We start from the raw sequence: 12,468 nt of genomic DNA on the forward strand, positions 1-12,468 counted from the left end.
TACGACGGACGTGTGGTGCGGTTTCCCAACTCGGCGACCAGTAAAATGAAAAGTCTCGGTAAATCAGCCAGTTAAAAAACTGGCACGGGCCGTGCAAAGCATTCGATATCGGGGGCCGGATGGTCCGACACCCCGCCAATCGAAGGAAATCCCCATGTCGTTCCGTTTCGAAACCGCCCAGCGCATTGCTCTCTCGTTCGTCGGCGCAGTCTTCTTCGCAGCCATCGCCGTCAGCGCCGCTACGCCGATCATCCCGATCGCCTGATCCTGGCGCCTGATTACGACACCTAGCCTTTTTCGGAGAGCAATCATGGGTCGCAGCGTTCTTATCGGCCTCGCCGCCTTTTCCACCACCATCCTCCTGATCGTGACGCAAACCGGCGTGACACTCGCCTGAACCCCCAGGTTTGAACAACCGCAAGGTTCAGGCAGGTACGCTCAGTCCGACAGGTCCGATCGGTGCCTCCTCCTCCCGCGAATATGTTCCGATCAGCAGCCCTGCCGCCAACACATGGCCGGTAATGGCTTCGATCACCGCCGAGCGCCCGGGTGTCGCGCCGGCATCCCCTGCCCCCGCACCGATCGCGAACAGCTGGAACGCGTAACGGTGCTCGCCATGTCCGCTGGGCGGATCGGGTGGCAGCCAGCCCTCGCGAAGGTATGAATTGCGCCCCACGTCGCGCCCTGCGGCGTCGCCCGCGTCGTCGGCAACGATCGCGCCCTCGGCCAGCCGCCCCGCATCGGCTTCGAGGCCCCAGATTATCGCGTGCACCAGCGGCTGCGGCGTCGGCGCGTCGGCATCCTCGACGATCAGGACCATGCGCTCGGTCCCGACCGGCGGTTCGCTCCAGACGAGCGGCGGCGATACGCCCTCGCCATCCGCGGTGAACCGTGGCGGCAGGCGCGCCTCATGCGCGAACGCCGGGCTGGTCAGGTCGAGCGTTTCAAAATTCCCGCCGAGCTGGACGATCGCGAGCTTGTCGGCACCGGCGCGCAGGCCGCTCATCGCATGGCCGAGCCAAGCGGGGATGTGTTCGAGCATGACTTATCCTTCCGAGGGACAGGTTTCTGCGCGGCGCACGGGTGCGGCGCCGTCGTACCAATCGCTTTTCGCGCCCATGGTTTCCGCATCGTGATAACAGACCTGCGTCCTGCCGCGCTTGGGATCGACGATCACGGTCCAGTTGCGATCGCCGCAATTATGCTGCTCGCAGCCCCAGGCCGCGACGCGATCGCCGACCTTGAACACCGGCGTCTCGGGGCCGGACCGACCGCGGATCGTCTCGCGCAGTTTCGCATCGCCGACCGCGGTGACGAGCCCCGATGCGACATCGGTACGGTCGTAGAAATCGACGCCGCCGACCGCGTCGTGCGGGTATTTGCCGACATACGCGGTGATCGGCGTGGTCTGCGCCTGTCCGGGGATCGGCGTCGGCGCGCGCGTTTGCGGGGGCCTGTAATTGCTTGCGGCGAGCGTGTCGATCGGGTCTTCCTTCTTGCCGCACCCGCCCAGCAGGGGCAGCGCGAGCACCGCGATCGCCATCATCGTCTTCATGCGCCATCCTCTTCGTTGGTGGATCAACGTATCGGCGCATGTCGGGGTTGCGTCGAGCCGAGGTGCGACCATTTCGAGCGCATGGATCATGATCTCGACCGCTTCGTCGCCGCGCAGGACGGCGTGTATCCGCAGGCGCTCGCCGAGCTACGGCGTGGCGCGAAACACAGCCACTGGATGTGGTTCGTGTTTCCGCAGATCGCTGGGCTCGGCCAGAGCGCGATGGCGCGGACCTATGCGATTGCGGATGCGGACGAGGCGCGGGCGTATCTGGCGCATCCGGTGCTGGGGCGCGACTGGTCGAAGCGACCGGAGCAGTCACGGAGGCACGGGGCTCGGCAGACGCGATCCTGGGCGGGATCGATGCGGTGAAGCTGCGCTCGTCGATGACGCTGTTCGCGGCGGTCGCGGACGATCCGGCACCGTTCCGCGCGGCGCTGGAGCGGTTTTACGGCGGAGCGGAGGATCCGGCGACACTGGACCTACTGCGCCGGAAGCCGGATCGATAAGATGGGGGTATTGGCGGCAACGCGTGTAGTGTGACCGCGGGGCCTTCCGCCCCATGAGGTGCCGTGATGGCGAAGAGCCAGAAGAAATCCAGCAAGGAAGTGCGCAAGCCCAAGGCCGAAAAGGCACCCAAGGCGAACGCGTCCAACCCGACCACCAAGGGCAAGCCCGTCGAGATGACGACGCTGAACTGAGGCGCTGAACTGAGGGGGCGAGCCGGGGCCGGCCTAGGTGTGATCTTTCACCGGGTAACGACGGGGTGGCGCCCGTCGCTCGGGCCGATCGAGCGCGGCGCGGTTGGCGCGAGGTCGGGCGGACTGCAGTCCACCCAGTTACGGATAGGGCGGACCGGATCAGCCGGCTGAGGCGATCTGGCGTAGCGCCTGTTCGAAGACCTCGACCGGTTGGCCGCCCGAGATCAGATGTCGGTCGTTTATCACGATCGCCGGCACCGCATTGATCCCGCGGGCGCGCCAGAGCTCCTCCGCCGCGCGAACCTCGTCGGCATAGCGTCCAGACCGCAGCACGTCTTCGGCGGCGACCGGATCGAGCCCGGCCTTGGTCGCGGCGTCGACCAGCACGCGGGGATCGCCGAGGTCGGCATTGTCGGTGAAATTGACCGTGAACAGCGCGTGCTTGAGCGCCGCCTGCCCCCTTCGATCTGCGCCCAGTGCAACAGGCGGTGCGCGTCGAACGTGTTGTAGATCCGGCTTGCGTCGGTCATCGCCATCGTGAAGCCGAGGTCGCGTGCACGCTCGACGATCATCGCGCGATTGGCCGCCGACTGCTCGCGGGTGGACCCGTATTTCTCCGCGATATGCTCGCCGATGTTCTGGCCACCGGCCGGCATCGCCGGATTGAGCTCGAACGGCTGGAAGACGATCTCGACATCGAGCACATCCGCCGCGCGGGCCACGGCGTCCTCCAGCGCGCGCAGGCCGATGATGCACCACGGGCAGGCGATGTCCGACACGAAATCGATCTTGAGATGGGCGGTCATGGCAGTCTCCGAGATGCGCGCTTCGCCGTAGATGGCAGCGGCTGGGTCGGCAACCGCGGGGCTTTCGGATGGGTGCGTCGCGTTCCTACATGCCGTCGATGACAAACCCGACCGCGGATCTTTTCGGCACACCACTCCTCCCCGGACTCGCGTACCGCGACGCATTGATCGACCGGGACGAGGAGGCGATGCTGATCGCCCGGATCGACGAACAGGATCTGGCGCCGTTCCAGTTCCAAGGTTGGCTGGGCAAGCGGCTGACCAGGTCGTTCGGCTGGCATTATGATTTCGACACGAGCCAGTTCGGCGCCACCGATCCGTTGCCCGACTGGCTGCTGCCGATCCGCCAGCGCGCCGCCGCGTTTGCGCAACTGCCGGAGGAGGCGCTCGTCCAGGCTTTGCTGATCCGGTACGATCCGGGGGCGGGGATCGGCTGGCACCGCGACCGGCCGGTGTTCGAGCATGTCGTCGGCGTTTCGCTCGGCGTGCCGGCGACGATGCGATTCCGGCGGCGCAAGCCGGGCGGTTTCGACCGCGTTGCCGTGCCCTTGCCGCCGCGCTCCGTCTATCATCTCAGCGGCGAGGCGCGGCATGACTGGGAGCACAGCATCGCCGAGATGGAGGTGACTCGCTGGTCGATCACCTTCCGCAGCTTCACCGCCAGCGCACGGCCAGACCGGCGCTGACGGTCGAAACTCAGACGTCGAGATTGGCGACGTTGAGCGCGTTGTCCTGGATGAACTCGCGGCGCGGTTCGACGACTTCGCCCATTAGCTGGGTGAAGATCTCGTTCGCGCTCTCGGCGTTTACCGCGGTGACGCGGAGCATCGAGCGGACCGACGGGTCGAGCGTGGTTTCCCAGAGCTGCTCCGCGTTCATCTCGCCGAGACCCTTGTAACGCTGGATCGCGAGACCCTTGCGGCCGGCGGTCAGAATCGCGTCGAGCAGATGGCTTGGGCGCGAGACCTGGGTCGAGCCGCGTGCGGCGACGGCGGTGACGGAGCCGATCACGCCGGCACCAGCCTCCACACCCTCTTCGGCCTCGGGCTCTTCGGCCTGCGCGGCCTTGCTAGCGGGGACCAGGTTCGAGGTCTGCGCATAGCTTTCGGCATGCTCGCCCGACAGCGCGTGGAGCTTGCGCGCCTCGGCGGACACCAGGAAGCTGGCCTCGATGATGTGGTGATCGGTGACGCCGCGCCACGCACGCTGGAAGTGGATGCCGCCGTCTTCGGTCAGCACCGCGGTCCAGCGGGCGTCGCCGTCGTCGAGTTCGAGACGACGGGTGACGATCTCCAGACGCGAGGTCCGGTCCTCGACCGACGCCTCGGGATCGAACACGCCGCCGAGAGCCAATGCCTCGATCATCCCGGCGTCGTAGCGCTTGGGAACGTAGCGCATCAGCGTCCGCATCCGGCGCGCGTGATCGACCAGATCCTTGAGGTCGCGGCCCGAGCGACCGCCGCCGAGGCCGTCGAGCACCATCGTATTGACGCCCGCATCGACCAGATATTCGTCGAGCGCCGCATCGTCCTTGAGGTAGACCTCGGACCGGCCCTTGGTCGCTTTGTAGAGCGGCGGCTGGGCGATGTAGAGGTACCCGCCCTCGATGATCTTGGGCATGTGACGGTAGAACAACGTCAGCAGCAGCGTGCGGATGTGCGCGCCGTCGACGTCTGCGTCGGTCATGATGACGATCTTGTGGTAGCGCAGCTTGTCTGCGTTGAAGTCGTCGCGGATGCCGGTGCCCATCGCGGTGATGAGTGTGCCGATCTCGCGGCTCGACAGCATGCGGTCCTCGCGAGCGCGCTCGGTGTTGAGGATCTTGCCGCGCAACGGGAGGATCGCCTGGAAATGGCGGTCGCGGCCCTGCTTTGCCGAGCCGCCTGCCGAGTCGCCCTCGACCAGGAACAGTTCGGACTTGGCGGGATCGCGCTCCTGGCAGTCGGCGAGCTTGCCGGGGAGCGAGGCGATGTCCATCACGCCCTTGCGACGCGTCAGTTCGCGGGCGCGCTTGGCGGCTTCGCGGGCGGCGGCGGCGTCGATGATCTTGGCGACGATCGCCTTGCCGTGCGCCGGGTTTTCCTCGAGCCATTCGGCCATCTTGTCGGCCATCAGCGATTCGAGCGGCTGGCGGACTTCGGACGAGACGAGCTTGTCCTTGGTCTGGCTGCTGAATTTCGGATCGGGCAGCTTGACCGAGACGATCGCGGTGAGCCCCTCGCGCATGTCCTCGCCGGTGAGCTGGACCTTCTCCTTCTTCAACATGCCGGATTTTTCGGCGTAGTTGTTGAGCGTGCGGGTCAGCGCGGCGCGGAACGCGGCCATGTGCGTGCCGCCGTCGCGCTGCGGGATGTTGTTCGTGAAGGCGAGGACGTTCTCGTAATACGAGTCGTTCCACTGGAGCGCGACGTCCATCGTGACGTCGTCGCGGGTGCCGCTGATCGCGACCGGCTCGGGCATCAACGGCATTTTGGCGCGATCGAGATACTTCACGAACGCGGCGATCCCGCCCTCGTAATAGAGCTCGACCGTCTTCAGCTCCTCGTGCCGCGCGTCGGTGAGGAACAGGCGGACGCCCGAGTTCAGGAAGGCAAGCTCGCGGTAGCGGTGTTCGAGCTTGTCGAAGTCGAAATCGGTGATCTTGAAAGTGGCGGGCGACGGGAAGAAGGTGACGCGCGTGCCCTTCTGGCCGTCCGTTGCGGGGCCGACAACCTTCAATGGCGCGACCGCATCGCCGAACGCGAAGCGCATGTAATGCTCCTCGCCGTTGCGCCAGATCGTCAGGTCGAGCCATTCGCTGAGCGCGTTGACGACCGAGACGCCGACGCCGTGCAGGCCGCCCGAGACCTTGTACGCGTTCTCGTCCGAGGTGTTCTCGAACTTACCGCCGGCGTGGAGCTGGGTCATGATGACCTCGGCTGCCGACACGCCCTCTTCCGTATGAATCCCGGTCGGAATGCCGCGACCGTTGTCGGTGACGCTGACCGAGCCGTCGGCATTGAGGACGATGTCGATGCGGTCGCAATGCCCGGCAAGCGCCTCGTCGATCGCGTTGTCGCTGACCTCGAACACCATGTGGTGGAGGCCCGAACCGTCGTCGGTGTCGCCGATGTACATGCCGGGACGCTTGCGCACCGCGTCGAGGCCCTTGAGGACCTTGATCGAGTCGGCGCCGTAATCGCCCATGTTCGGGAGGTTGGGATTATTGGATTCAGGGTTGGATGCCATGCCCAGCATATAGGCATCCGGGGGCCGAAACGGAAGCGAAATGGCCTGCGGCGTGGTGGGGTACGGGCGGAACGAAGCGAACGTCAGGCGTCGGCCCAGCGGCGCAGCAGATTGTGGTACACGCCGGTCAGCCGCACGGTCGCCGGATCGCCCTGCCCTTGCGCGGCCGCGACCGCCTGCACGCCCTGGTCGAGATCGAACAGGATCCGCCGCGCACCGTCGTCGCGGACCATCGACTGCAACCAGAAGAACGACGCGACCCGCACGCCGCGCGTGACCGGCGCGACGCGGTGCAGGCTGGAGGCGGGATACACCACCATATGGCCGGCGGGCAGCTTGACCGATTGCGGGCCGAACTGATCCTCGATCACGAGCTCGCCGCCGTCGTAGGTTTCGGGATCGGCGAGGAAGAGCGTCGCCGACAGGTCGCTGCGGATGCGGAAGTCGGAGCCGCGCTTGATGCGGATGGCGGTGTCGACGTGCAGCCCGAAATCCTGACCACCGGCATAGCGGTTGAACAGCGGCGGGAAGACTTTGAGCGGCAACGCGGCGGCGACGAACAGCGCGGAGCGGCCGAGTGCGTCGAGGATGATGCCCCCGGCTTCGCGTGCGGCGGCGGAATCCTCGGGCAGTTGCTCGTTGCGCTTGGCGAGCGCGGATTGCTGGCCGGAGGTCGCGTTGCCGTCGATCCACTCGGCCGCATCGATGATGCTCCGCACCCGCACCACGTCCGCTGCCTCAAGCACGTCGGGGATGACGATCAGCATGCCGCCCCTCGCGCAATGCCGCCACGCCGGCGGTCCGGAACGCCGGAATATCGCTTGCCGCGAGCCATGCTTCGGCCTTGGCCAGGAACGCCACGTTGCCACGTGCGCCTGCCTGTTTCAGCCACGCCAACGCCATCTCGATCTCCCCCGCCGCGCCGAGCATCCGCGCGTGATTGAAGCAGCCGCGGAAATCGCCGCCCTCCGCCGCGGTCGCATAGCATGCCGCGGCGCGCGCGAGGTCGCGCTCGCAAGCCCAGCCGTCCTCCGCAAAACTGCCGACGAAGTTGATCGCCTTCGCACTGGCGAGCCCCGAGTCCATCGCCGCGACCTTCTCCAGCAACGCCAGCGCCGCCGGCTTGTCCTCGGCAACGCCCTCGCCCAGCGCGAGCAGCGTCGCGTAATTATACATCGCCCAGTCCAGCCCGCGCTCCGCCGCGATCCGGTAGCATTCGGCCGCGCGCGCCTTGTCGACCGCCGTGCCCCAGCCGAGATCATAGCAACGCCCGACCATGTTCAGCGCCATTACGTGATGCTGCGCCGCGGCCTTCACGAACCAGCCGAGCGCCGCTTGCCGCTCCGCCGCGACGCCGGTGCCGTCGAGCAGCATCTGCCCGTACACCGCCTGCGCCTCGGCGACGCCGGCGTCCGCGGCCTCGCGCACGAACGCCGCGCGCTCCTCCGGACGTCCGGAGAGGCGCGCGGCGATGGCGTCGGGCGTGAGGGTATCGATCGCCGTCATGCCGTCCTCAAAAACGCAGGTTCACCGTGCCGAACACCGTACGGCCGGCAGCGATCGACGCAAAGTGGCTGGTATAGGTCTGCGAGAAATAGGTCTTGTTCGTGACGTTCTGCGCGTTGACGCTGAGGTCGATGTTGTCGGTCAACTTGTAGCTCGCACGCGCATCGAAGCGCCAGTAATCGGGGATGCTGCGCGTCAGGGTTTTGGTCGCGGCGTTGACCGTGACCACACCCGCGGCGGTCTGCGTCGCGGTGCGGTTGTCCGCGTAACCACCGATCTGCTCGTCCATATACAGCGCCGTGCCACCGATCTGGAGCCGCTTGGTCACGGTGACGTTGGTCGTCGCGGTGAAGCTGTTCCTGGCGGTCTGCGGGACCTGCTTGCCGGTGTTGACCGACACGACGCCGATCGTCCGCGCTGGCTGGACGACCGTCGTGACACCGTTCGCGGTCGTGGTGATCGCGGCGGCGGTCAGCGTCGTGAAGCCGCCGTCGATGATCTTCGGATCGAGATGCGTGAACCCGCCGAACACGGTCCACCCAGGCAAGATCGTGCCGCTGACGTTGAACTCGAAACCGCGGATCCGCGTTTCGCCGATGAACGACGCGGTATTATTGTCGTCGAGCACGCGCGCGTTGGAGATTTCGGTCTGGAACGCTGCCGCGCCGAGCTGGAGCTTTTCGCCGAACAGGCTTGCCTTGGCGCCGACCTCGTACGACTTGGTCTTTTGCGGCTTCAGCAGATCGAGCGTGGCCGCGGTGATCGCATTGTCCTCTCGGCCCTCGCCGAGCAGGCTATTCGGCGGCGTCGCGGCGGTCGCATAGCTCGCATACAGGCTGGTTTCCGGCGTCGGGTTGAACACGAGGCCGGCCTGCCAGTTGAACAGATTGTCGACGCGGTTGACCTTGGTCTGCGTCGCGCCCGGCAGCGTGATGGTGGACTCGAACCGGTCGTACCGTGCACCCAGGTTCAGGATCAGCGAAGGCATCAGCGTGATCGAGATCGAACGCGTAGACCGCCTTGGTATTCGCGTCGTTCTGCGTTTCGGTCGAGGACGCGCCCTTCACGATCGGCGTCGGCGTGGTCGAGGTGTCGCTCGTGTAGTTGACCCAGGGTGCATACGGGTTCGGATCGAACAGGCTGGTGCAATAGGACCGCGCGATCGTCGCGGTGTTGCAACGCGGCGAGATCGTCGAGCCATTCGCCGACACGAACGTGCCGCGCCGCGTCTTCTCCCACGAGATTTCGGTGCCGAGTGAGAAGCTGTGCTCGATGCCGCCGGTGTTGAACTTGCCGTACAGGTCGGTCTGGTCGACGATGCTCTCGCTATAACCGTAGCGCGTGTTGCCGCGGGTCCAGACATAGCCGCCGGTAAGCACGTCGCCGCGCGCGCCAGCGACGCCGCTGGTTGGATTGACGGCCGCCGTACCATAGACATTGCCCTGGCTGTCGTCGGGCAACGTGAAGATGTAGCTCTGGTCGCTGTGCGTGTAGCGCGCGGTGTTGCGCAGCGTGATGCCCCCGAAATCATGCTCGACGCGCAACGTCGCCTGGTTGGTGGTCGCGTCGCGGAAATCGCGGTTGGCCAAACCGTAGAAGTTCTTGCGCGAGACGTATCCGGTCTGGCCGCCCGCCGTCGTAACGGTGCCGAGCGCGGGCTGGGTCGTGACGTTGCCGGTGCCAGGATGGTTGGCGATCGTGTAGAGATACGGGATGCCGCTGTCGGGCAGTTCCTCGCTCTCCATGTGATAGAAGCTCGCGGTCAACCGGGTCGGCGTGCCGAGCCCGACCGCGAACGACGGCGCGATGCCCCAGCGCTTCTGCCAGATCGCATCGCGGCCGGCGACGTCCTGGTCGTGCCACATCCCCTCGATCCGGAACGCGGCGGTGTCGGAGACCTTGAGGTTCACGTCGCCGGTGACGCGCTTGTAGTCCGCCTCGCCATAGCTGGCGCTCGCCAAGCCGAAATTCTCGAGCTGCGGCAGGCGCGACAGGATGTTGATCGTGCCGCCCGCCGAGCCACGCCCACCGAGCGTCGAATCAGAGCCGCGGACGATCTGCACCGAATCCACCGCGAACACTTCGCGTGTCTGCGAGGCGAGATCGCGGACGCCGTCGACGAAGATGCTGCCTTGGCTGTCGAAGCCGCGGATGAAGGGACGATCGCCGATCGGATTGCCGCCCTCGGCCGCGCCGAAGGTGATGCCGGGCACGGTGCGCAGCGCGTCGGCGAGGCTGTTCGATCCGGTCTGTTCGATCACTTCCTTCGGCAACACGATCACCGAGCGCGGCGTGTTCACCAGCGGCGCGACCTGCTTGGGCCCGGAATCGCGCTCGCGCTGACCGTTGACCAGGATTTCATCGCGTTGCTGCTCGTCGGTTACCGGGGCCGGGACCTTGTCGGCTTCGGCGGCATAGGCCGGCGCGGTGGCGAACGCACCGACGCACGACAAAGCGAGAAACGCGGGCACGGAGGACGAACGCGGCAATGATGCGCGCGGCGAAGATAGCGACATGGACAAACCCCTTTGCTCTGAGGAGCTCGCTATTGAGAGTCGTTCGCACTGTCAACGCTAATGCGAGTAGTTCTCAATGGAGATTATCGAATAGCCATGTTCTCAACGCACTAGCGAGGTTGGGTGGATCGTCCGCCACGATGCGGATCGCGTCGATCTCCGCGACGAGCGCGGACAAAGGCAATGCGAGACGCACCGCCGCGGCTTCGAGCGCGAGCCAGAAGACGGGTTCGAGGCTGATCGAGGTCTGGTGGCCGGCGATCGTGATCGAGCGTTTGACGGGTCCGTGAAATCCGCCGGCTGGCGCAGCGATCACGTCGCCCGCCTGCTGCTCACTCGGTGTCGAACAGCGACGCCAGCTGTTCGATGATCGTGCCGCCGAGCTGCTCGACGTCCATGATCGTCACGGCGCGCGCGTAATAGCGGGTGACGTCGTGGCCGATGCCGATCGCGACGAGTTCGACGGGCGACTTGCTCTCGATCCAGCCGATCACTTGGCGCAGGTGGCGCTCCAGATACGAGCCGGAGTTCACGCTGAGCGTCGAATCGTCGACCGGGGCGCCGTCGCTGATCACCATCAGGATCCGGCGTTCCTCTGGCCGAGCGACCAACCGCGCATGCGCCCACATCAGCGCCTCGCCGTCGATATTCTCCTTCAGCAGCCCCTCGCGCATCATCAGGCCGAGCGAGTTGCGCGCGCGGCGCCACGGTTCGTCGGCGCGCTTGTAGACGATGTGGCGGATGTCGTTGAGCCGCCCCGGCTGCGGCGGACGCCCGGCGGCCAGCCACGTCTCGCGGCTCTGTCCGCCCTTCCAGGCGCGGGTAGTGAAGCCGAGGATCTCGGTCTTCACGCCGCACCGTTCCAGCGTGCGCGCGAGGATGTCCGCGCTGATCGCCGCGATCGAGATCGGGCGACCACGCATCGAGCCGGAATTGTCGATCAGCAGCGTCACGACCGTGTCGCGGAAGTCGGTCTCGCGTTCGGCCTTGTAGCTTAGCGAAAGAGTCGGGTTGACGATCACGCGCGCGAGCCGCGCCGCGTCGAGGATTCCTCCTCTTGGTCGAAATCCCACGACCGCGACTGCTGCGCCATCAATCGCCGCTGAAGCCGGTTGGCGAGCTTCGACACGGTCGATTGCAGGTGCACGAGCTGCTGGTCGAGATACCCGCGCAGGCGTGCAAGTTCGTCGGCATCGCACAGCTCGGTGGCGGCGATTACCTCGTCGAACTGCGTCGTCCACGGCTTGTAGTCGAACGCGCCGCCCATGTCCGCGAAGGGGCGGTTCGGGCGGACTGGCTGCATGCCTTCCTCGCCGTCATCGCCGGGCTCGCCGTCGATGTCGTCCATCGACTCGTCGCTCTGCTCCTGGCCGTCGCTTTCCTCGTTCTGCTGCTCGGCCTGTTCGCCGCGCGCCTCGACTTCGCCTTGGCCGTCCTCGCCCTGGTCGTCGCCTTCGTCGCCCTCGTCCTGCTGCTGCTCGTCGGTGCCTTCGTCCTCGGAGCCGCCTTCGTCGCTCTCCTCGGGGACCTGATCGCCTTCGACCAGTTCCAGTTCCTGCAACATCTTCCGCGCGAGGCCCTGGAACGCCTTCTGGTCGTCGAGCGCATAGGCCAGCGCGTCGAGATCGGTCTTGCTCTCGATCCACTCACGAACGAGCGCGAGGCCGGGCGCAGCGATCGCGGGAGACTCCTGCCCGGTCAGCCGCTCGCGGACCATCAGGCCGAGCGCGGTCGACAACGGCACCTCGTCGCGATTGCGCGCGCGCGTGATTGGGTCAGCCCGGAGGCGCACATCTAGCGCGCTGTTCAGATTGTCGGAAATACCCAGATAGCCACGCCCGCCAAGCGCCTCGACACGCGCGTTCTCGACCGAATCGAACACCGCCCGAGCCACCGCTTCGATAGGCGCCGCGCGGTTGTGCAAGGCGATGTCGTGGTGCTTCAATCGCAGCGCAAAGCCGTCCGCAAACCCGCGCGCTTCCGCCACCTGCTCGGCCGGCAAGGCACGCGCCGGCATCGGCACCTTGATATGCTTCCCCGACTGCGCCGGAGCATCGGCGGTGAAGGCCAGCTCGACCTCCGGCTCTTCCGAGATCGCGCGCGCCGTGCCGGCGAGAACCGCCTTGAACCGATCGAGAGGCGTTTCGTTCGCCAAA

9 protein-coding genes and 4 pseudogenes are annotated in these 12,468 nt (G+C 66.3%); 3 read left to right on the top strand and 10 right to left on the bottom strand.

Annotation, left to right across the window (positions count from 1 at the left end; translation table 11 throughout):
* Positions 1-424: 424 nt before the first annotated feature.
* Positions 425-1,042: a YbhB/YbcL family Raf kinase inhibitor-like protein gene (locus AC0IX7_RS14250; protein WP_471812480.1), complete on the bottom strand. Its 618-nt coding sequence runs from the start codon at positions 1,040-1,042 to the stop codon at positions 425-427.
* A gap of 3 nt (positions 1,043-1,045) precedes the next feature.
* The gene (locus tag AC0IX7_RS14255; protein WP_471812482.1) at positions 1,046-1,645 is read right to left on the bottom strand and encodes a hypothetical protein; all 600 of its coding nucleotides are present in this window, start codon (positions 1,643-1,645) and stop codon (positions 1,046-1,048) included.
* On the opposite strand from AC0IX7_RS14255, the pseudogene AC0IX7_RS14260 reads away from it, so the two are divergent.
* Together AC0IX7_RS14260 and AC0IX7_RS14265 are read left to right on the top strand one after the other, a co-directional pair.
* Positions 1,637-2,064 (top strand): annotated as a pseudogene (locus tag AC0IX7_RS14260) (DUF1810 domain-containing protein). The gene AC0IX7_RS14255 and the pseudogene AC0IX7_RS14260 sit on opposite strands and share 9 nt — an antisense overlap.
* A gap of 66 nt (positions 2,065-2,130) precedes the next feature.
* Positions 2,131-2,256: a hypothetical protein gene (locus AC0IX7_RS14265; protein ID WP_259457500.1), complete on the top strand. Its 126-nt coding sequence runs from the start codon at positions 2,131-2,133 to the stop codon at positions 2,254-2,256.
* Positions 2,257-2,415: 159 nt separating this feature from the next.
* Here AC0IX7_RS14265 and AC0IX7_RS14270 read toward each other — a convergent pair.
* Positions 2,416-3,062: pseudogene (locus AC0IX7_RS14270) on the bottom strand (DsbA family oxidoreductase).
* A gap of 98 nt (positions 3,063-3,160) precedes the next feature.
* On the opposite strand from AC0IX7_RS14270, the gene AC0IX7_RS14275 reads away from it, so the two are divergent.
* Positions 3,161-3,748, top strand: coding sequence for an alpha-ketoglutarate-dependent dioxygenase AlkB (locus tag AC0IX7_RS14275; RefSeq protein ID WP_471812483.1), 588 nt, complete (start codon positions 3,161-3,163; stop codon positions 3,746-3,748).
* 10 nt (positions 3,749-3,758) lie between these two features.
* Here the strand turns inward: AC0IX7_RS14275 and gyrB are convergent, their stop codons facing one another.
* The 7 genes and pseudogenes from gyrB to cobT all read right to left on the bottom strand — a co-directional run bounded on the left by gyrB (position 3,759) and on the right by cobT (position 12,467).
* The gene (gyrB, locus tag AC0IX7_RS14280) at positions 3,759-6,290 is read right to left on the bottom strand and encodes a DNA topoisomerase (ATP-hydrolyzing) subunit B (protein ID WP_471812484.1); all 2,532 of its coding nucleotides are present in this window, start codon (positions 6,288-6,290) and stop codon (positions 3,759-3,761) included.
* A gap of 83 nt (positions 6,291-6,373) precedes the next feature.
* Positions 6,374-7,057 carry a Fe2+-dependent dioxygenase gene (locus AC0IX7_RS14285; protein ID WP_471812486.1) on the bottom strand — a complete coding sequence of 228 codons (684 nt, stop codon included), beginning with the start codon at positions 7,055-7,057 and terminating at the stop codon, positions 6,374-6,376.
* On the bottom strand, positions 7,029-7,796 hold the full coding sequence (locus tag AC0IX7_RS14290) for a tetratricopeptide repeat protein (RefSeq protein WP_471812488.1): 768 nt from the start codon (positions 7,794-7,796) through the stop codon (positions 7,029-7,031). Before AC0IX7_RS14290 ends, AC0IX7_RS14285 begins: the two co-directional genes overlap by 29 nt.
* A 7-nt stretch (positions 7,797-7,803) precedes the next feature.
* On the bottom strand, positions 7,804-8,784 hold the full coding sequence (locus AC0IX7_RS14295; protein WP_471812490.1) for a TonB-dependent receptor: 981 nt from the start codon (positions 8,782-8,784) through the stop codon (positions 7,804-7,806).
* Positions 8,785-9,859: 1,075 nt separating this feature from the next.
* Positions 9,860-10,312 (bottom strand): annotated as a pseudogene (locus AC0IX7_RS14300) (TonB-dependent receptor plug domain-containing protein); the annotation flags it as partial.
* Between the two features lie 73 nt (positions 10,313-10,385).
* The gene (locus AC0IX7_RS14305; protein ID WP_471812492.1) at positions 10,386-10,628 is read right to left on the bottom strand and encodes a ribbon-helix-helix domain-containing protein; all 243 of its coding nucleotides are present in this window, start codon (positions 10,626-10,628) and stop codon (positions 10,386-10,388) included.
* A gap of 16 nt (positions 10,629-10,644) precedes the next feature.
* A pseudogene (gene cobT, locus AC0IX7_RS14310) lies at positions 10,645-12,467 on the bottom strand (cobaltochelatase subunit CobT).
* Position 12,468 lies beyond the last annotated feature (1 nt).

Source organism: Sphingomonas sp. AC411, assembly GCF_979253035.1.